Source organism: Flavitalea sp. (assembly GCF_035489435.1).
GTDB lineage: Bacteria > Bacteroidota > Bacteroidia > Chitinophagales > Chitinophagaceae > DATHKG01.
In genome coordinates this window covers 22059-44090 of the sequence record NZ_DATHKG010000151.1, presented here as the reverse complement: position 1 = coordinate 44090, position 22032 = coordinate 22059, and the positions used below count along the sequence as shown (strand labels likewise).

Annotated in this window: 14 protein-coding genes; 8 read left to right on the top strand and 6 right to left on the bottom strand. The window is 41.3% G+C overall.

Annotation, left to right across the window (positions count from 1 at the left end; translation table 11 throughout):
- Positions 1–349: 349 nt before the first annotated feature.
- Entirely contained in the window at positions 350–6652 is a 6303-nt protein-coding gene (locus tag VK664_RS23405) for an MBG domain-containing protein (RefSeq protein WP_461401137.1), read from the top strand.
- Between the two features lie 79 nt (positions 6653–6731).
- Positions 6732–8672, top strand: a complete 1941-nt coding sequence (locus VK664_RS23400; protein WP_461401136.1) for an adenylate/guanylate cyclase domain-containing protein — start codon at positions 6732–6734, stop codon at positions 8670–8672.
- A 60-nt stretch (positions 8673–8732) separates the two neighbouring features.
- Here VK664_RS23400 and VK664_RS23395 read toward each other — a convergent pair whose 3' ends face one another.
- The 5 genes from VK664_RS23395 to VK664_RS23375 form a co-directional block, all read right to left on the bottom strand.
- Positions 8733–10307: a peptide ligase PGM1-related protein gene (locus VK664_RS23395; protein ID WP_461401135.1), complete on the bottom strand. Its 1575-nt coding sequence runs from the start codon at positions 10305–10307 to the stop codon at positions 8733–8735.
- Between the two features lie 137 nt (positions 10308–10444).
- On the bottom strand, positions 10445–11680 hold the full coding sequence (locus VK664_RS23390) for a sialidase family protein (RefSeq protein ID WP_461401134.1): 1236 nt from the start codon (positions 11678–11680) through the stop codon (positions 10445–10447).
- Positions 11677–14064, bottom strand: coding sequence for a TonB-dependent receptor (locus tag VK664_RS23385; protein ID WP_461401133.1), 2388 nt, complete (start codon positions 14062–14064; stop codon positions 11677–11679). The genes VK664_RS23390 and VK664_RS23385 overlap by 4 nt, the downstream gene beginning before the upstream one ends.
- A gap of 109 nt (positions 14065–14173) precedes the next feature.
- On the bottom strand, positions 14174–14488 hold the full coding sequence (locus tag VK664_RS23380; protein ID WP_461401132.1) for a hypothetical protein: 315 nt from the start codon (positions 14486–14488) through the stop codon (positions 14174–14176).
- A gap of 147 nt (positions 14489–14635) precedes the next feature.
- Complete coding sequence (locus tag VK664_RS23375) at positions 14636–15646, bottom strand: methyltransferase (protein ID WP_461401131.1); 1011 nt, start codon at positions 15644–15646, stop codon at positions 14636–14638.
- Positions 15647–15826: 180 nt separating this feature from the next.
- On the opposite strand from VK664_RS23375, the gene VK664_RS23370 reads away from it, so the two are divergent.
- From VK664_RS23370 to VK664_RS23345, 6 genes are all read left to right on the top strand, one after another.
- Positions 15827–16150 carry an ArsR/SmtB family transcription factor gene (locus VK664_RS23370; protein ID WP_461401130.1) on the top strand — a complete coding sequence of 108 codons (324 nt, stop codon included), beginning with the start codon at positions 15827–15829 and terminating at the stop codon, positions 16148–16150.
- Positions 16151–16155: 5 nt separating this feature from the next.
- Positions 16156–16623: an SRPBCC domain-containing protein gene (locus VK664_RS23365; RefSeq protein WP_461401129.1), complete on the top strand. Its 468-nt coding sequence runs from the start codon at positions 16156–16158 to the stop codon at positions 16621–16623.
- A 6-nt stretch (positions 16624–16629) separates the two neighbouring features.
- Positions 16630–17022 (top strand): DoxX family protein, encoded by a 393-nt coding sequence (locus VK664_RS23360; RefSeq protein WP_461401128.1) that lies wholly within the window; start codon positions 16630–16632, stop codon positions 17020–17022.
- 134 nt (positions 17023–17156) lie between these two features.
- Positions 17157–17735, top strand: a complete 579-nt coding sequence (locus VK664_RS23355; protein ID WP_461401127.1) for a YdeI/OmpD-associated family protein — start codon at positions 17157–17159, stop codon at positions 17733–17735.
- A 59-nt stretch (positions 17736–17794) separates the two neighbouring features.
- Positions 17795–18370: a DUF4256 domain-containing protein gene (locus tag VK664_RS23350; RefSeq protein WP_461401126.1), complete on the top strand. Its 576-nt coding sequence runs from the start codon at positions 17795–17797 to the stop codon at positions 18368–18370.
- A 491-nt stretch (positions 18371–18861) separates the two neighbouring features.
- Complete coding sequence (locus VK664_RS23345; RefSeq protein ID WP_461401125.1) at positions 18862–19791, top strand: DUF3828 domain-containing protein; 930 nt, start codon at positions 18862–18864, stop codon at positions 19789–19791.
- Positions 19792–19813: 22 nt separating this feature from the next.
- Here VK664_RS23345 and VK664_RS23340 read toward each other — a convergent pair whose 3' ends face one another.
- Positions 19814–22003 carry a hypothetical protein gene (locus VK664_RS23340; RefSeq protein WP_461401124.1) on the bottom strand — a complete coding sequence of 730 codons (2190 nt, stop codon included), beginning with the start codon at positions 22001–22003 and terminating at the stop codon, positions 19814–19816.
- Positions 22004–22032 lie beyond the last annotated feature (29 nt).

Below are 22032 nucleotides of genomic sequence, written 5' to 3'. Positions count from 1 at the left end.
GCGGGAATATATCCCCTGGAGCCTCAATTATTATTGGCCATTGCTGATTTATTATTATTAAATTGCATAATAAGCTAATTAAATACCCCTTTGCCCATCTTCCCAATACAAGCCCAGTGCGTCAGTTTAGCCCTGGGGTAGTTATGTTTAGCTGATTCCCGCTATATGAAACTTAGGTTAGTTTTCTGATAAGTTACATTTCACTCTGATACATTTCAAGAAAGAATCTGTTACTCCATTTTGCTCAGGTTAATGGAAGTTTCCTGCTATACTGTGCCGGATAATAATCCGTCGTGGGTCAGTGAAACGGTCAATGAGATAAATTCTTTTATTTTTAAACTGCTTCAAGATGAGATGGTTCTTCCAGGCAATTCAAAATTGTTCTTTTCTTTTGTTGTTCTCTTTTTTTGCAACAATTAGCCAGGGTCAAACACCCATCGAATTAAGAATCAAAGATTTTGCTGTCTGGGGAGGTAGTGCTTCACCTAATTCTTATAATAGTTCTCAAGGAGTTTTTATTGGTAATGCCGTTTCCATCCAGGGTAACGTAGGAAGCAATCACTTGATTGATGCCAATAACCTTTTTAGTATATCAGGAAATATCTATAGTGGCAATATTATTTCTCTCGGCAATCTTGGAAAAATTACCGGTAATGTTTTCGCAGCTAAAAAGGCACCTAATTATAACGGCAATGTAATCTCAGCTGACTATAGAGTTATTATTACAGGCAATCTTACTGCCCAGGGAAAGATAGTGCTAAAGAGTCTCGGAAGTTCCCTTGCAACCTCCGTAACCGGCCAGGTATCTGTGCCATCACCTACCGCAACCAATTATTCGGGACCAGTACCCACGGGAGGAATTGACAATTTAGTTGCCCTGCCAGTGATGCCTGCAATGCCGAATAATACAGCATTCGATAACCAGGCGGGTACGACTAACATAACCAATACACAAACTATTTCTCCCGGAAAATATCGCAAACTTGCACTGACAGGTGATAAGACGCTCACATTTAACGGTCCGGGAAATTACATCTTTGAGGAAGTCGATAATAAACTCAACTCCAATAAACTTGTATATGATTTTAAAAATACCGCCACAGGTTCTATCAACATCTTTATAATAAAAGACGCGAAATGGGGAAGACTTTCAGTTAAAACTGTAAACGGAAATTTTCCTTCCCGTATCTATACTGAAATCCATGGTACCGGATCCACTAATAGCGGAAAGGCCTTCAGTATTATAGGTCCCGTGTTGATACCGAACAACAGTTATGTCTGGTTAGGTAATATCTGGGCTCCGAATGGTGGGATAGAATTTAAAAGTTTGAACCCCTTTAACACACCCCATGTATTAGGAGCATTATGGAGTGCTAAAAGAATAGAGTTGGATCAAAATCTCAAACTCGTTTACCAGGCTACAGCAGTTGGTACGGGACCCGGTTACATAGATCCCTATTATCCTCCTCCACCAAATGGAAAAGTAGCCGCCGCCAATAATAAGATAGGAGCAGAATTGATTTCACTCACTCAAAATACCGCAGCTATTTCAGCGATCCCGGATAATGAAATGTTTATCCTGGATGGCACCGGCAATGTGAAGATAGAAGTAATCAGCAAGCAGCCTAATGACAATACATTGAAAGGACAACTGGTGACCCTGGGCATGACCGGTATAATAGATAATGGCCCGCATCTTCAAACAATAACGGGCGATTTTCCTGTTAACAAAATTAGCCAGCTCGCTGGCAATACGCGGATTGAATATGTTCGTCCATTATATCCCCCCATCAGCAATACTGGATTTATAAACAGCCAGGGTGATATGACCATGCGTTCAAATAGTGTAAGGGATAGATTTGGGTTGACGGGTAGTAATATAAAAATCGGTGTGATTTCAGATAGTTATGATGCAAAAGCAGGTGCGCAGACTGATGTTAACGAGGGCGATCTTCCCGGGGTAAAATCAAATGGACAACCTGGTGAAAATCCGGATCCGGTGCAGGTGGTAGAGGACCTGGCACAACGTGGTAATGATGAAGGAAGGGCAATGTTGCAAATTGTACATGATGTTGCTCCAAAGGCAAAACTTGCATTTCATACAGGATTTCTGAGTGCGGGCCATTTTGCTGCTGCCATTCAAAAACTGGCTTCACCAAGCCTCCCAGGTGGCCGCTGCGATATAATTGTTGATGATCTGACTTATATAACAGAACCATTTCAAAGAGATGGCGTAGTCGCCCGGGCAGTGAACGAGGTCGTATCCCAGGGAGTTACCTATTTTACTTCTGCAGGTAATTTTGGAGACAAATCTTACGAATCGGTTTTTAATGGTGTTACCAATACTTCCGTAATGCCTACCGGACAGATTCACAGGTTCGGAGCCAATGCAGCTGACCTCTATCAAACCATAAATCTTAAACCCGGCTCTTATACCATCGCTTTACAATGGAGTGATGAATTTAAATCTTTGGGCAGTACAAATGGTGTTCAAACAGATCTGGATCTTTACCTGGTGAGTGCAAATGGATTCCAATTGTTCGGATTTAACCGAAGCAACCTTTTTGGTGATCCCTTTGAAATTTGTGCTTTTACAGTAAAAGACACAACCAATGCCAAATTGATGATTGTAAGAGCAGCGGGCACGTCTAATGTGAGGTTTAAGTATGTAATATTCCGCGGTGAGCCTACAATCCTGGATTATAAAACCGGCACCTCTACTGTTGTAGGTCATGCAAATTCCGATAGTGCGATTTCAGTAGGTGCCATGCTCTATGGAAATGTTCCTCCTTTCACACCAGTCTGGCCAGGCGTAGCTTCTTTCTCATCAAGAGGTGGAACTGTTACGCTGAGGAACAATACATTCAGTACCCGGAATAAACCTGATCTGATCGGTCCCAATGGTGTAAACACATCTGTGAATCTTGGGGGACAACCATTTAATGACGGGGACATACATCCGAACTTTTTTGGAACCTCTGCTGCGGCGCCACATGTTGCTGCAGTAGCGGCATTACTTATGGAGGGACGCAAAAAATTCAATCTGCAAACCACGGTAACGCCATACGAAATCCGTCAGCAATTAATTTCATCTGCCGGAAAATTCTCTTATCTGCCTGGTAATTTTTCTTTTGAAGGAGGCTATGGCTATGTGCAGGCTGATTCTGCTATGGTTAAAATAGCTAATGGGCGTCCAATAATCTCAACACTGACAGCAGTTAACCCAGGTGCTCAAAACGGTACTCAGCCATTTATGGTAAAGATAACCGGCAGGTACCTCGCAGCTAACACACAGATCTATGTGAACAATTCGCCGGTTCCGACAACAATTTCTATAAATCCAGCCACCGGTATTGGCACAGCTACGGCTACTGTCCCGGCTATACCTAACGGCCAGGATCCCACATTCCAACTATATAGCCCTCCTAAAAGTCCAAGCGGACTAGATGGTGGCAAATCCGAATCACTGCAATTTTTCAGCGCAGGAGTTAAAGTAATAGTGCGTCCGGAGAATAAAAGCCGCAGGTATGGCCAGGAAAATCCCGCTTTCCATCCAGGTGTTTCGGTAGTGATTGGTTCAGACACTTCAGACATCAGCCAGACAAGCCTTTCACTTGCCGATCTGAAGCTGGACAACCTGGTGTTTGCCACTAACGCTTTGCCGCTAAGCAGTCCCCGGGCATATGCAATTACCGTTGAGCGCGCCACACTATTGCCAGCCAACGATCCACTTAATGCCCAGTACACTTTTATTTTTGCGCCAGGCACCCTGACAGTAGAAAGAATGACTTTGAAAATTACTCCGAAGGATAAAGTCATTAAATATGGTGACGATCTAACTGGCATTGAGTACACCTACGACCTGGATCAGAATGGAGTTAATTCTCCTCAGCTCCTCGAAGAAGTTAAATCACTTCATAGAAAATACCTGGCAGATAACGGCCTGATTGTTCTTAATGGGGTTAAAGCTATTAATCCACTGGCTGCGCCGTTAGATCTTAGCAATGTCAGCGCTATGGCAAGCTTCCAGTCTGTACGCAATGCCAGGAAATTTGTTGTGGAAAATGGCCAGTTGAGGGCACTTGTAAATAACCTTGATGTTTCACAAATTGGTGAACAACGATTTATTGTTGACGTTTCTGCGCAGTCATTGTTGAATTACAAAACGGATTCAGCAAAATCTATTATGGTAGAAGCTTTGGCAAATCAAAATGCCAGGGCATTGCTGAATGTAAAAGCATTAACAAGTGGAAAAGCTGAGGCTGCGGTTCCCGGTGGCGACCTTCAACCGATGGTAAATGGCCAGTTGTTGGCGATGGTGAATGGCCAGTTGAAGGCATTGGTAAACGGACAGCTCAAAGCATTGGTTAATAATGTAACTGTTGATGTAACGGATATATCTTTCCTAAATGGTCAGTTACTCGCACTTGTAAACGGTGTCTGGGAAGTAGTTCCAAACGCACAACTACTGGCTATAGTGAATGGGCAAGAGGTTACGGTTGATCTGTCAATAGCAAACGGACAATTAAAAGCCCTGGTGAATGGCGAGGAAATGTCGCTTGTAAATGGTCAGCTCCAGGCAATTGTAAATGGACAGCTGTTGGCCCTGGTGAATGGGCAGTTAAAAGCTTTGGTTAACGGGCAACTCACGCCATTGATTAACGGCCAATTAATGGCAATCGTAAACGGAGAGATCGGACCATTAACAAATGGTCAGCTCCTCGCAATAGTAAATGGGCAGCTGATGGTTTTAGAAAACGGCGAACTGGAAGTTGCCGAGGATCTTCAGCTTGCAAACGGCCAGCTAAAAGCGTTGGTGAACGGGCAGCTAAAGGCGCTGGTAAATGGCCAGCTGAAAGCATTGGTGAATGGCGAAGTAACAGATGTTCCAACTACAAGCTTTACGATAGTGAATGGACAATTGCAGGCGTTGGTTAACGGTCAGCAGGTAGCTTATGTGAATGGTCAGTTACTTGCACTGGTTAATGGCCAGTTGAAAGCTTTGGTAAATGGATCCGGAGTCTCAGTTCAAAGCGTAAAGCAATTTGCAAATGGTCAATTGAAAGCACTGGTGAATGGATCTTATATTCCCATCGCAAATGGTCAGTTACAAGCCCTGGTCAATGGTCAGCTGCTGGCTATGGTAAATGGACAGCTAATGGCACTCGTGAATGGTGAATTAACTTTTGCGATTTTCGCAAATGGACAACTGAAGGCACTGGTCAACGGACAATTCGAACCATTTACAAATGGACAATTGAAAGCTATCGTGAATGGACAGCTGGCTGAAGTTAATAGCTACACGATAGCAAACGGCCAATTAAAAGCAATCGTCAACGGTGAAGAGTGGGTATATCCGAACGGCCAGCTGAAGGCATTAGTTAATGGCCAGTTGCAGGCGCTTGTCAATAACTTTGACGTAGGTGGTGCAAATAACAATACAAAAACCATGGTAGTGGTTGATGAAGACGATATCAATCTCCAGGCCGGTGATGTTGGCGGCATGTTCTCAATGAATATGATTACAGGGCTGGAAGCAGGCTACCATAATTTGTTCCCGGGCGCTTTTGTGAATGAGAACTTTGAGGTAACCTATGGCGCCTCAGTGGTGCTGATCACAAAGAAACCATTGTCCGTAACCGCTGAAAACAAAACAAAAAATCCAGGGGAAGTTAATCCACCGTTAACAGTCACTTATAATGGGTTTGCATATAATGAGACCGAGTCTGACGTATGTCAACCGGTTGTATTCCCGCCAACAACCAAGGTTATTGACCAGGTGGAAAGACGTACAACTTATACCAACGTATTAGTTAATGCAACGTCCAATGTTTATCATGCAACGCCTGGTGAAGAGCTGACTTTAACCGCTACCTGGAACCAGGTTTATTTCTCCGATTTTATTCCTGGTTATGTTCAATATTGCCCTGGTTGTATAACTCAAAGCTATATCGGCATGGCGAATGATCAGTTCACTGGAAATATCTTTGATATTTGTTCTGACGTTTCAGGCACAGAACCACATGCAGGATTAATTAATCAAACATTTACGGCCCCAACAAGACCTGGTGTTTATTATATTACCCAACAATCATCTTACTGGTTCTCCTGCTATCAATTTGGTCATCTCTTCCACGACCAGGATGCAACGGATGCAATAGCAGTGGTTATTGTATTAACTCCCGGTGATGAATCTTCAGGTGCCGTTACGCCACGTACTACCGCTTCAATCGAGTCTCCGCCTGGTGATTATCCAATAGTTATCGGTGGTTGCTACTTCAATTCGAATTACCGGATAGTGTACAAGGATGGTACCCTGACGGTTAATGAAGCCGTCAATTTAAAGAGCGCCCCGAAAACTGTAGTAGCAGCAAAAGTAGTAACCGAAAAACCAGCAGAAGCTAAAGCAAGGATTGACATGATTTATCCTAATCCGGCTTCTTCTGTACTCAGGTTGCAGGTTAAAGGTGATTTGCAGAATGTCAGGGATATCCGGATTTATGATGGATTGGGTAAACCGAAAGCTGCACCTTTGAGGAAAATTAGTGAAGGCATCTATGAAATAAATGTATCAGGGCTATCAAATGGCATACATATAATCGAAGCAAGGACGGCGGCAGGAACCAAAACATTTAAATTTATAAAAATTTAAAAAACAGGAGAAACAGGTTTGCTCTCTGTTTCTCCTGTTTCAATACAGCAATTCCATTTGTTAAGTAAAGTGTGCTACCATGAATATCAGAATCTTTTTTTTGCTGGTGATTTTAGTATCCGGTTCTGCATCTTATGGACAAAAGGAACTGAACAAGGATACAACAACTGTTAATGCTTTAAACGCGGAAAGTAAAACGCTTGTCGGCAGCGATTCTGCCAAAGCCATTGGCCTGGCCTTGCAGGCGAAGGAAATTGCCCACGAATTACAATATCCCAAAGGGGAAGCAATGGCATTAAAGAATATCGGAATGGTGTACTACATGAAAGGGATGTATGCAGAAACCCTGCCTTTCTGGAGCGAGTCGTTGGAGATCTTTGAAAAAATTGGTGAGGATATTGGTATCTCAAATATGCTAAATAACATCGGGGCCATTTATCTTACCCAGGGTGCAGATGACAAGGCGCTCGAATACATGCTAAAATCTTTAAAGCTTGCTGAGAAAGCCGGTGATACTTTAAGGATTGCAACAGCACTCGGAAATGTCGGTGGGATCTATCACAATAAGGAAGACCCTGCTGCCATCAACTACCTTCTAAAAGCCATTCCATGGTTGGAGGGAAGCAGATTTAAGAAAGAATACATCGGCGTTGTGGGTAACATTGGAGAGATATATTTTGTCAACTACGATTATGATAAAGCTTTTGAGTATTTCAGGAAAGCGTTAAGAGCCGCAGAAAATACGCCCGATGCCGCATTTGCTTACAATGGTATAGGGAAAATATATATGAAACTAGGCAAATATGATCTGGCTCTTGAAAATCACAATAAAGCTTTATCCATTGCGGAAAAAGAAGACGACAAGCTGCAAATAATGCGCACTCTGGGAGGAATTGCAGATGTTTATGAGAAACAAAATAAGACTTCGCTTGCAATAGAATATTACAGCCAGGCAAGAGATCTTGCACAGCAGATGGATGACGTGAAAATTGAATTAAAGGATTTGTATAAAGATATGTCGGCTGCCTATCAGAAACAGAATGATTTTGCTAATGCTTATTTGTACAGGACCTTGTATAGCGATATCAAAGACACACTTTGGAATCTCGATACAAAAAAGAAATTAAACCAACTGCAGTTCGACTTCGAACTCGAGAAAAAAGAAGGTGAAATTGTTTTGCAGGATGCAAAAATAAAATCTGAGAAGGCGGCCCGTATGGGTGTACAGATTGGATTGGGCTTAATACTTATAATTGCATTTATCATTTACCGCAACTATTTACAAAAAGTAAAAGTCAATAAGGTCCTTGACAAACAAAAGGATCAGATCGAACAGCTGTTGCTGAATATTCTGCCTAAAGAAGTAGCTTCCGAGTTACAGACAAGCGGCAAATCATTACCGAGGCATTTTGAGGAAGTGACTGTTCTGTTCACAGATTTCAAAGGTTTCACTTCAATCGCTGATAAATTATCCCCTGAAGATGTGGTTGAAGAGCTGAATGAATGTTTTATGGCTTTTGACAACATCATGGAAAAATATGATCTTGAAAAAATCAAGACCATAGGTGACTCTTATATGTGTGCCGGAAATATGCCTTCGCCAGATCCGGATCATGCTTACAAAATGATCAAAGCTGCTATGGAAATACAGCATTTTGTAGAGCAGCACAATTCAACCAGGCAGGAAAAAGGACTTGAAGCATGGGAAATCAGGATCGGAGTACATACAGGACCTGTTGTTGCCGGTGTGGTTGGCAAAAAGAAATATGCCTATGATATCTGGGGTAGCACTGTTAACATCGCAAGCCGCATGGAAAGCAATGGTACACCGGGCAGGGTGAACATCTCAGCATATACTCATGAAATTATCAAGCATCGCTTTGAATGCAGCCATCGCGGAAAGATCTATGCAAAGAACCTCGGCGAACTGGATATGTATTATATAGAGTACGAGAGATCAGTGCCTGATGCACATATAGCGCGTGTTGATGACAAGGAGATGTATTTACATTTGCAATAAAACCTGGATTTTACTGCGGATCTAATTTGCGGTTTTTATTTACGGACCTGATTGTGTTTTTTATTTACACTCATTATCGAGCACAGCAATAATTTTTGTATAATATTCTCTTGCGCGTTCAGGTGTGCTGCCTACGCAAACAACTCCCAGTTTCCCGTATTGCGACAGCGCGCCTATCAGATGAAACATTACACCTTCCTGTATTGTACCATCAAAATGCAGATCGTTCATCATTGCGATATCAATCAGGTCATGTGGTGTAAGACCTATATATTTATCGCTCTTTAAATTATCTGAAGTGAAATAATACCTGGTAAGATTTCCTTTGGATATATAATATTTTCCGTCATCAGCATTATATGTTCCATTGGTTAAAAATTGAAGCATGAGAAAAGGATGCGTAGTCCCACCTTTTCTCAGGTTGATCTCGATAGCATAGTGCTTCCAACCATCGTTTTCTTTTACGGAAATAAAATCAACAGCAAATCTGCCGAGCACACCCCTTTCCCGCAAAACATCTGAGACCCGCTTTCCCATCTGCCCTATCTCCACGGCGTAATCCTCTGCGGCCGGGAATTGTGCACCAATATAAACCTGCCCGCTTTCGCCGCCTAATTCCTGGTCATGCGTAGAAAGTATTTCACTGATACCCGTCGGGGTTATCCTGCATTGCACGGATGGTGATTCCTTTCTTTCACCATCAATAAAGGCTTCAACTATTCCTCCCATCTGCCGCAATTTAATAATGAACAAATCATAAGAAATATCAACTGCCACCATTTTGAGTTTTTCGCGAATATTTCTGCTAACCCATTCTTTTATATCAGTTGCGTTTTCAATTCCGGAAAAAGAAAAAATGGCATTACCTTCTCCGGAAAACCCATCATTAACTTTAACTACGGCTTTACGAATCCGGGGATACTGTTTTTTTAACTGGCTTAAAGAAACAATTATATCTTCTTCAGAGCCCAGGTCTTCGAAACCAGGTGGAACTAATAAACCACATTCCCTGAAAATTTTTCGGCTGTTACTTTTGTTCCCTAAATCAGCAAGGTCAGGATCACACCCAAAAATGGGAATTTGTAACCTGGTGGCTAAGGTCCGTTCATAAGCAGTCACATTAAAACATGCCATATGAGTATCCCTGTCCCCCGAAATCAGATCATGAATGCGTTTTAATAATCTTGGCCTGTCAAGAATTTTGCGGGTCAACGATTTTGAAGACGAATCATGGCAACTTAACAAGGTCAGTCTGCGAAGGGCATGATAACCGGTCATACCCGGAAGCATATGCAGGTAATAATCTATAATGACGGGATCAATGGTCTGGCTTGTGACATAGATTACATTGGTCCTCGGCATGCGCAACAGCATCAGGAGGCAAAGCATCCTTTCCTCATAATGATTGATTCCGCTGACTTTGGAGAGTATTTCTTCATCCATAGTAAGCGACGGAATAACCACTACCGTTTTAGGCGCCAGCTTATCGGGGAATATATGCTCAAATTGCCGGCAAAGCTTCTCCTGCAATTTTCTGAAGATCATTATTTCAGCTTCTGATCCGACTTCCGGAAAGCCGGCAAAACCATTTTCTGAAACGGATTGATTCCTGGTTTCTACCATTGGGTTGTGCATTGAACATATTTTACTGATAGAATGAAGAAGGGTTGCGCCATTCCTGCCGGGTATTCGCGGCTCTGCTGTATTCCTGGAAATTCTTTCTGTAAGTTATAAAAATACCGTTGACAATAAAAAAGTTCAATCGCAGGAAGCTATTGGTTGGAAACCAGTTGATAGGTTATATAGTTATGGCGCCCTTTCATTTGAGAATAAGCAACTAAAGCGCTTGTTTCATTTATTGTTGTGATTACAGGAAAGCTCGCTGATAGCGTATCTGTTGTAATAAATTTCGCCGCCATGTTTTTCCCATCTGCTGCCCTGGTTTGAATCCCAATTTTTTTGATTGATTTATTGCCGATATCTACCATCTCATCCCAGACAATAGCTAACCGGCCGCTTTTGAAACTGGTTAACTGGGGATGGGAACCAAGCTCGCTCACCGGGTTTCGGGGTGAATAACTTATGCCATTGTCCTTTGAACTTGCATAATAAGAACCCTTATTTTTTCCACCCGTAAACCATGCAAATTGTAGTCCCTCTTTATTTTCCGTCATCGAGGGTCCTGTGTGGGGACAACCATTTATCACCCAGTTATCATCACTTATCCGTTTGGGTTCAGAAAATGTTTTTCCACCATCTACAGATACTGCATGAACCATATCCCTGATACTATCATTAATCACTCCCCTGTACAATGTATGAATACCACCTTTGCTGTCTACAAAAAGATCAGTGCGACAACACTGGCAACAGGATTCAGCAATTCTTCTTTCTCCGACAAAACCTTTTTTGCCTTTAGTAGTTGCAAAAAATAAAGCTGATCCTTCTTTACCATTAGTTTTCCTGTTATCCAACCAAATAACACCCACCTCACCATTTGGCAGCAGTGCGACATCATAATAGCGCTGATCGTTTGCCGATGTATCTGGCACCAATGATTTTATTTCAGCGTTCCAGGTATTGCCTCCATCAAAAGATTGGGTGTATGAGACCATACCTGCGAATTTATTTTTTGTGCTGGTACTTTTTGTGCCCCAAAGTGCAATCACTTCACCGGATTCTTTGAAAATAATTTTTGGTAAGTTTTCCCCGTGGGGCTCAATGTCTTCACTGCCTGGAATTACAATCGGACTTCCGAAAGTTTTGCCATCGGGAGATACTGCATAACAAAAAACAGCGGATGAATCATTGATCATCCTTACCCAGGAAAGCACGGTATTACCTTTATTATCCTTAGTCAGGTAAGGGCATTGGCCGGGCAACGTATCCGCCAACATTTCATTCGATGCAAATGGTTTTACAGATTTTTTATCGCCGCCACACGCAGATAAAATAAGAGCAATAAAAATTGTTGCGATACAAAAAGTAGTTATAAAAAGTCGATTCATTTTTTATTGGTTTTAAGCAGGCTACCGAATTCATAAGATAATCCAAAGTTGAAGTTTCGGGGATCGGCCAATTGATAACTATATCCAAAAGAACTTTTGGTAGTTATATAGGAATAATAATTATCAGTTGCATTAAGAACATTTATCCATAGTTCCAGTCCTTTAAACTGATAGCCTGCCCTTAGGTTTAAAACATTATATCCTTTGTATTTAGCTGTATTCTGAGGGTCCACATAGTAACTACCAATATGCTGTAATTCTGCACCTATTCTCAGACCTTTTACGAAACCTGGTTTATACCATATTTCTGAATTGTACATCCAGTTTGGAGCATTGTTCATTTGATTGCCGTTGTATTTAGTTCCTTTTTCGACGAACTCCACAAAACGATGTTCGCTATAGGCACCGCTAACCCGGAAAGAAATTTCTTTTGATGGTGTTGCCATCAATCCAAACTCTATCCCTTTGTGCGAGGTTTCACCAGCATTTTGATTTGCGAACGAACCATTGTCTAACTTGACGGAAACGATTTCATTTGTTCCTTTAAGGTTGTAAATACTCAGGTCGACACTCAACTTATTTTTGATCAGTTCCGCCCACCCACCGGCTTCGTAATTATAGAAAACGGATGGTTCAATATTGGGAACTTTTACACCTGTATATAGTTCAGAAACCTGGGGTGGAACAAAACCCTCGCTATAATTTACATAGACCCCGGTCCGTTCTGAAAAATTATATGTAAATCCAACTTTAGGACTGAGACGTTCGAAATTATTTACCATATCCGGAGATCCGCTAAAGGAAGATGGCGTCAGATGATTGTCAAAATCATAATGAAACAGATCGTATCTTAAGGAAGCAACAACCCTCAATTTTTCGGTGGGACTGAATTCAAAGTTTGCGAAAGCTGCATAGTTATTCAGCTTTGTAGAATAATCGGTGAGTGAGCTGTCAGTGTTTTGATAGCTTACATACTTTTTAGTTGTAGTATCCTTTTTTATTTTGATGTAATTTGCATCGAATGTTGATGGACTAAGATCAACATTTACACCTCCAATAAACGTAGCATTCTTCCATTTAATCTGTTGCTTATGCTGAGCAATAAAAGAATAGCTTTTGAAGCTGCTTTCATTGATTTCTCCATGCGCAACATCTTTTTGTCCTACAAAAATATTTCCCTGCTTCCTGTAATCATCTTTCACCCGGTAAGCCGGATTTTGACCAATTGCATTATCACGGTATAACGCTGTTAAGGTCGTTCTGCTTCGGTCGTTCCATTTATGGGTTAATGTAGAGTGATATCTGAATGCATCTACTTTTCTATAGGTAAAGGTTTGAAGGTTTTTAAAGCTCCTGGATGCGAACATGGCACTATCTATTCCCCCTGATATATCGCTGTAATATTTTAGCCAGGTTATACCATTTGAGAGACTTGTCTTTTCGGAAAAATGATAATCCACTCTTGCAGTAAATGTGCTTTTGTGAAAATCACTGTATTCCAGATAACCATTGCTTTTATCGGCATGATATCCGCTAACAACAAAACCCCATTTCCCTTTACTCATACTGGTAAACAAATCTGCCCGTTTATAACCAATATTATTCCCTTGTAAAGACAACTTTAAAACAGGAACCACTGTTGGCGCAGCTGTAATTAAATTGACAACGCCGCCGATAGCCTCGCTTCCGTATAATGAAGAAGATGGCCCCTTGATCACTTCGATACTTTTCACAGAAGCCATGTTTATTTCGAGTAAAGCATTGTGATTGTATAAGCCTGTGGTTCTGATGGGGATTCCATCTTCGAGATATAAGAACAGGCTTTTTGTAGTCATAGGCTGACGAATACTCATCTGGTGCTGCTCATTCCCAAGATTAACCATATTTACTCCACTTACTTTGTTCAGTACCTGGTCCAGGGTTGTCGGCTTATTATCCTGGATAGTTTTGCTACTCAAAGTAGCGATCGCGACGGGTGCTAATGAGCGCTTAACACCTTCGCCCCGGTTGGCAGAAACAACAACCTGTTGAAGCATGGACTGTGAAGAGACTAATGAAACTATATTTTTATGAGGCGAAACGGGAATGTTCTGAGTTGCGTAACCAATGGAAGTAACAGAAACAGATTCGCAATGAGTGCATTTTAATTCAAAATCACCATTGAAACCTGACACTGAAATATCCTGACATCCCTGGTGTGAGCAATGGATGGTGGCACCGGGTACAGGCTCTTTTGTTCCTGCATCCAGGATTTTGCCTCGCACTCCACCCTGGGCAAGGCCGGGCTTGCCAGGGACGGACTGGGCAAGACCGGACTGCGCAAGCCCCTGTTGCGCAAATATTAAAAGGATTGCCATGAAGGCAATGCCATTGAACTTTGACATACTCTTGGTTGAGTTGGTGTGAAATGATAACAAGGATCCAAATTAATTCAGTGCATAACCTTACAATACGTGCAAAGTGACGAACTGGTTTATTTGAAGCATAGATTGATCATACCAGGCAGGGAGGACGAAAAATTCCCATTACCAGAACTGAGGGGAGTACGGCTACGGGATATTGAGGATATCCGGCCGAGAAATCGACATTTTGAGAAGGAAGTATTGCGAAATAAGACTTAAAGCAGATAACCTGGTACTTATTTTCCAGTTTTTGTTCCGGTGTTTGTTCTTCTTGTTTTTGTTTTTCCAGGATTTTCTTCGCCAGCTGGCATTTACCATTACATTTTAGTATGGGTTTCGCCTTATTTTCGCAGTTTTTTGAATAAGATGAGGTGTTCAGATAATAATCAACCACGAAACCTCCCATGTGAAAGGTTTGAATCGCGAAGGCAATTAAAAGGATTATGGATAACACAAATCTCAACATACAGAAATCAGATCAAAGCTACACCAGCCAGGTCGATAAAAAACGAAATTTCCTGGTTAATATTCTGTAGTCAAAAGTTTATTGTTTTTACACCGCTACTCCTTCAACCACCGACAGATCATGTTGAAAGGGGACAATCCGATTCAATTTCAGACCAGCTTTCAAAAAAATATTTTCGAACTGGCTGCGGGTACGTTCTTTTCCACCAATAAGGAGCATAGTAAGATCAAGCAATTTAAACGGACTTGGCTCATTACCTTCCTGGATAATCGCTTCAACCACCAATACCTTCCCACCAGCATTCATCGATTTTCTGCAATTCGTTAAAATAGTAATAGCATCGTCATCACGCCAGTCATGCAGGATATGTCGCATGATATAAGCGTCACCTCCTTTAACTACCGAATCGAAAAAATTACCCGAAACCAATTGGCATCGATCGCTCACACCGCTTGCAGACATATTGTTTCGGGCACGATCTATTACTTCAGGCAAGTCAAACAAAATCCCTTTTACAGCAGCGTTTTTATTAAGAATTGCTGAAATCACTTCGCCATTACCACCACCGATGTCAACGACGGTATTGAAGGCTGAAAAATCATAGGTGTCGACCATGGGTTGCGTTTCTCCCCCATGGATATCTGTCATCATACGATCAAATAGTTTTCCTGTTTCAGGATTATTAGTCAGATATTGAAACACAGGCACACCGAGCGCTTTCGTGAATCCACCTTCTCCCGTTTTCACTGAAAATAATAATTCATCGTAGCCTTTATATAACATATCGCCTAAAACCAGGGCCATTGCCTTGATAGATTCAGGCCCATCTTCTTTAAGAGATTCCGCAAGTGGGGTCAGCGAATATTTCCCGCTTTCATCGATACTAAAAATCCCGGTACTTGCCAATGCACGCAACAAACGGGAAACCGATTCTTCGTTTGCACCAGATTGTTTTGCTAATTCTGCACCGGTCATTGGACCTTTTGAAGCTATAATGTCGGCTATATTAAGTTTCGCGGCTACATGTATTGCTTTGGTCATGACAAATCCAAACAGCATTTGATTCAAGACCAGCCTGGGAGGAAGATTATTTTCCATGTTTAAGGGGTTGTTTAGGGGATGAAGCAGGGGGTTAAAATATCTTAATAAATATAACAATTTGTAATTGATTACAACCTCGTTTCCAGCCTGGTCTTTTTCCAGGACCCCAAAAAAAACCAGAAAAAAATTTGCGTAGTCATATAACTACATATATATTTGTAGTCAAATAGCTACATAATGAATTTAAGACGTGATGTGTTTCAAGCCATAGCAGATCCGACAAGAAGGGCTATTCTTCTGTTGGTTGCTTCACAATCCATGACAGCGGGTGCAATAGCTTCAAATTTTGACACCGCCAGGCCCACTGTTTCAAAACACCTTCAAATACTCACCGAGTGTGAATTGCTAAAACAAGAGCAAAACGGGAGAGAGATTTACTATCATATAAATGCAAAACAAATGAAAGAAGTAGCTGACTTCATTGAGCCATTCCGCAAAATGTGGGATGACAGGTTTAATAAACTGGAAACAATTATGAAACAATACAAAACAAAAAAATAATTGCCATGGAAAGAAAAACAAAAATAAATGCTGAAGACGGCAAGCAGGAATTGGTGATTACGAGAGAATTTGATTTGCCGCTGGAATTACTGTTCAAAGCATATGAGGAACCGGAATTTGTTGAGCAGTGGATGGGAACAAAAGTATTAAAACTCGAAAATAAAAAGCATGGCAGCTGGCAATTTGAAACATCAGATTCTAAGGGAAACGTGGTGTTAAGGACTAATGGCGTAATCCATGAGTTTGTGCCGGATCATAAAATCATCCGCACTTTTGAAATGGAGAATACACCTTTCGATGTTCAGCTGGAGTTCCTTCAATTTGAAAAACTTACTGAAGAAACCAGCAAACTCACCATGCATATAGTTTATAAATCAGTTGAGCTCAGAGACCAGATGCTGCAGTTGCCCTTTGCCCAGGGTATTAATATGGCACATAACCGTTTGCAGGATGTAGTTAGTAAATTAAAATAAAACGCCATGAAAAAAAGAAATAAAATCATCTATTGGATTGCTACTATCTGGCTTGCCTTGGGAATGATTTCAACCGGCATCGTACAGTTATTAAAAATGAAAGAGGAAACAGGTTTTATTATCAAGATGGGCTATCCGGAGTATCTGCTACCATTTCTGGGTGTTTGTAAAATCCTGGGGGTTGTGGCAGTTCTTATTCCCAGGTTTCCTTTACTAAAGGAATGGGCTTATGCCGGGTTCTTCTTTATGATGTCGGGAGCACTGTATTCGCATATTGCAATGGGCGATCCTATAAACGAGATATTCCCACCATTGCTATTGTTAATTTTGACTGTAGTATCCTGGTATTTCAGGCCTGCGGACAGAAAAATAATTGTAGCCAGTCTTTCAGTTAATTAATAATTTAATAGTTCAGCTTATTAATAATTTCAATAGAATATTGATAATTAATAGAATGATGACAAACTAATAGAATCATCGCAAACAAAATAGCAGGCATGACAATTGACGATTAATATACTAATGATAAAAAAATGAATCCTAAAGTTGATTTCTATTTTAATAAAGCAAAAAAGTGGCAGGAAGAACTCGTCAAATTAAGAACTATTGTTCTTGACTGTGGGCTCAATGAAGAATTGAAATGGGGAGTTCCATGTTATACGTTTGGGAAAAGTAATATTGTTTTGATACATGTATTCAAAGAATATTGTGCACTCTTGTTTTTCAAAGGAGCCTTATTAAATGATCCCGATGGTATCCTGATCCAGCAAACGAAGAATGTGCAGGCAGCGCGACAGATACGATTCACCAATGTTCGCGAGATATCCAGGATGAAAACCAACATCAAAGCTTATATCTATGAAGCCATTGAAGTAGAAAAGGCCGGTTTGAAAGTAACATTAAAAAAGACTGCAGAATTCACCATGCCCGAGGAATTCAAAAAGAAGCTCAAAGAGATGCCTGGTCTGAAAGCAGCTTTTGAAGCACTAACCCCAGGCAGGCAAAGAGCATACAAGCTCCATTTTTCTACACCTAAACAATCCAAAACACGGGAAGCAAGAGTGGAAAAATATACGCAGCAAATCCTGAGTGGAAAAGGATTAAATGATTAAAGATTTATGATTCAGTTTTCGAATAATTAAATGTTTGAAATAATTATAAAAATGCTTTCATGAAAAACGTTAAAAGCCGTAAACAGAAGTTATCACAAGAACAAGGTGAAGAACTACTTAAAGTATTGAAGGCCCGTTTTGACAAACATATGAGCCGCCATAAAAGTCTTAAATGGGCTGAAGTAGAAGCTAAGCTGGAAGCCAATCCTGAAAAACTATGGTCTCTTGATGAAATGGAAATTTCCGGTGGTGAGCCTGATGTAGTTGGTTATGATAAAAAATCGGGCGAGTACATATTTTATGATTGTTCAGCTGAAAGTCCAAACGGCCGCAGAAGTATTTGTTATGATGGTGAGGCACTGGAGTCAAGAAAGGAAAATAAACCGAAAGATAGCGCTTCGAATATGGCTGCCGACATGGGCATTGAAATTTTAACGGAGCAGGAGTACCGGGAGTTGCAGCAACTTGGAAATTTCGACCTGAAAACATCGAGTTGGGTACAGACTCCAGCTGAAATCAGGAAGCTTGGTGGCGCACTGTTTTGTGATCGCCGCTACGACCAGGTGTTCCTGTATCACAATGGTGCGGAATCATATTATGCCGCCAGGGCGTTCCGTGGTTCGCTAAGGGTCTAAGTTTTAACGCCTGCCCGCATCCCACGCCTTTAACTAATAGGTAATTGCATTATTAACTCAGCTCCTTCCTTGTTTCGTCACCACGTTTATCTCACCACCCTGAGCTTTTACGATATCGTAGGCTAATAGTAACTACCTGGAGAAGGGACGAGAACGAAAACCCAGTTTCATTTTGGCGGGTTTTGACTTATGCTCATAATTAGCTCTTGGTGCCTATACCTTAGAAAAATGACCATAATCAGGTTTTTCACTTCAATAATTAAGCATTGCCCGTTACTTAATATTTATTTGTAAATTATATTGCCGTTCCCCCTAACCACTTTCCTTCATTTTTGTTTAAAGCCGGATTTCCCACTTCAATTTAGTAAAAAAAGGAGCCGTCGCTGTTTGGCTGGTTATTCCGGATGATGTGGCCGGTTGGACAAATGGCTTTTCGGCACAGCACAGTCGATGGCTATTTCTTCCTGCAAAAAACTCACAAATAATTAAAAATGATGAATACATTCTTATCAGTCATTACAATCACCCTGCTTTTCTTTCTGTGTAATACGACAGAAGTATCTGCTCAACAAAAAAAGACAGACCCGGATATAAAAGCAATAAGTAAGGATAAAACACCAGCTGTTTACGATACTGCGGGGGTGCTGGCTGTAATGGCCAGAAGGTCCCGGGCTATGCAGGAACGCAATGCTGAAATTCACCGTTTGAATTATGCACCGAATGCACAATGGTTGAATGCTTTCGGCGTGCGCATCACGGGTCCGGATTCCATTATAACATTCCTTCAGGGCTTATACGATGATCCCGGCTATAAAGAATCGGTTAAGATCCGGGAAGACAAACCTGAAATTACCTTTATTCGCCCCGATGTAGCAGTGGCGCACCAATACGAGGAACTGGAAGCACAACGAATAAGAGGTATCTTACTGAATACACGAAAAATTCATATTACTCTTGTCATCTCAAAAGAAAATGGAAAATGGCTTATCGGGAACCAGGTAATTATGGATGAAAGGGAAGTTCAGAAACGGGCGCAGATAACAAAGGATTCCACTGCTATTATACAACTGTTGGAAAATGATTATGCAACAATGGGTAACTGGGACATTGAAACACATGTAGCTAACTGCACAATTGATTACCTACTGGTAGAAAACGGTGAAATATGGAACATGGAAATGGAAAGAGCGCATTACAGTAAGAATAACCACCGGAAAATTGATCGCAAAGATTATTTCAATTTCAAACATGTAAGCATAACAGGGGACCTGGCCTATGCCGTTTACGGTTTAAAATCCGTTATCATTGAAGAAGGCCAGACAACAAACAAGGTTTGGAATGAAAGTGTTGTATTCCGTAGAGAGCAAGGCAAATGGAAAATTGCTCTTATCCATTCAACACCTGTTCTACCTGTTAAATGATCGAACGCAACCGCAGCATTCGCTACCATTTCAAATACACCCTTGTTCCTTCAGGACTATTTTCAAAACTCAGATAATAAGTACCTGATGCCGCATCCCATGATGTTTTCACATCAGTCAGCTTCTCCCCTTTTGAATCTGTCAGCACCGTTTCTGTAGGAGCTTTCGGCAAAAGGATACGCATACTGTTTGTTGTATTGACCGGACTTTTTGAAAGAAACGAATATTCATTCGATTTTACCGACTCTTCATACACTCTTGAAGCAGCAGCCAAAACCTGTGGCTGTTTTTTATTCCTGACTCTTCCAAGGTTATAGAGTAGCGCCTGCTCTCCCGGGGCAATCGTTTTCTTTGTCAACACCGGTAATTGCGGATCGAAAAGATCGATCACCGGCTCATTCACAGTATACGGTTCCTTGCTAATACTTTCATCCATTACGGAAACGATGTCATAAGGTCCTCTCTTTAGAAAAAAAGAATTTTTGAAGATGAGTTTGCCTGCTTTTGCATCTTTTTCGTAGGCTTGTTTTATGAGTTCAACAAAACGTCCACCTCCTTTGGATTCCATTACAAATTCTTTTGGGTGCTGACGAATAATATATACAGCACCTTTTACAACTGCTACCCGCTGATCCCCGGAAGCTGGCGGTTTTATTTTGAGAAGCTCGAACAAATGCGCTGAGGGAGCTTTATAATTATTTCCTTTTGTATTCCACCATTCCATCACGGTTTGATAAGGATCGTCATCACGTCCGCAATAAACCAGCACACCTCCTTTTTTTACCCAGTCAACAAGATACTGATGAGAATCAGAAGACAAGGGTTTCATATTCGAATAACTCATCACCAACACTTTGATGTCTTTCAGGGTTGCAGGATAAGAAAGATTTTCGATATGCACCGTTTCAACAGGTACTCCTAATTTCAGCAGTGGAAACGTTTGACCATAGAAGTTAGAGAACTGTGGATCCTCGAAACCGTTGTGTGTAGGAAAGCGCTGAAACATCAGGGAATTTGCCATTAGCACTCCTATCCCCGCAGATCCTGTGACACGCTCATTTGTAACAGGCATCTCGTTCAAAACGTTTACCATTACCTGCATCTGGGTGGAATAGTATCTCGGGATCAACACTCTTTCTTCGCTGTTCGCCAGTTTATATGGCCTTGTATAGATACGCTCCGGCCATGGCATCACTTCATAATCAGCAACCATGGGATAAAGAAGTTTTGCCGTGAACGTGGCCTGGTAGTTCTTTTTATAATCGGCCCAATCCCTGGGCCAGTCTTCGATCGGATCGGTTAAGAAAAATAATTTTCTTTTTGTGGGCGTGGTCATTGAAACCATTGAACCGTATTCGAGAAAAGCATTTTCAAAAACACGTTCTTTTTCCAGCCCATCAAAATAGGTAGGTTCGCGGGAAGTGCCTGTCCATACCTGTGCTATATAACCATCAATACTTGGCAAAGAAGCGAGGCTCGCTTCAGGACTTACAATTTTCCATGCTGAATAATTCACAAGCGAGTGTGTAGGAATATAAACTTTCACATCAAGGCCCTTGCTTTTGCCATATTCCTTTGCATAAATAGATACATCTTTTATGGTGTTATAATACATCTGGTATTTCAACTTGTTACTCAGATAGGTATTCTCCGGCGATTCGTGTTGTGCCCTCCATGGAAAACCATAGTATTTCTGCCATTCCTCTTTGAAGAGTACACTATAGCCTCCCCTTGCCCACATTTCAGGTTCCTCCAAATGAATATGAGTAATGCCTGCATCAATTACTTTTTTGATAACAGCCGTTTTCATGTATTCGACATATGAGGGTATCGGCACAACATAAGGGTTTTGATTGCCGTGCATGATCTCTTTGCCATTCTGTTCCATCTGCGCTACATCAAGGTGGTTTTTTCCATCCCATTTTCCCAGGTAATAATCTTTGTAATCACCCCAGGAAATCCCCGTCATGAAATGAGTTTGATAATTCCGGTCTCTCCATGATTTTACCCGCTCTTCAAATGTCATATTCGCGCGATCGTTTGCGCCGTAAACAATTGCTATATCTGACCGGACATCAATTTCAGGACGCCAGGGACTACTCGTCTGAAAGGCGGTTTTTTCTTTAAGCTTTGTACGGGCCGTATCAGCTTTCTGCGCAATCGCAACGGCAGAAACTAACAATAAAAAGGGAACGAATGCTTTTCTTATCATCTTGGAATTTTGAGATAATTGTTCTGCAA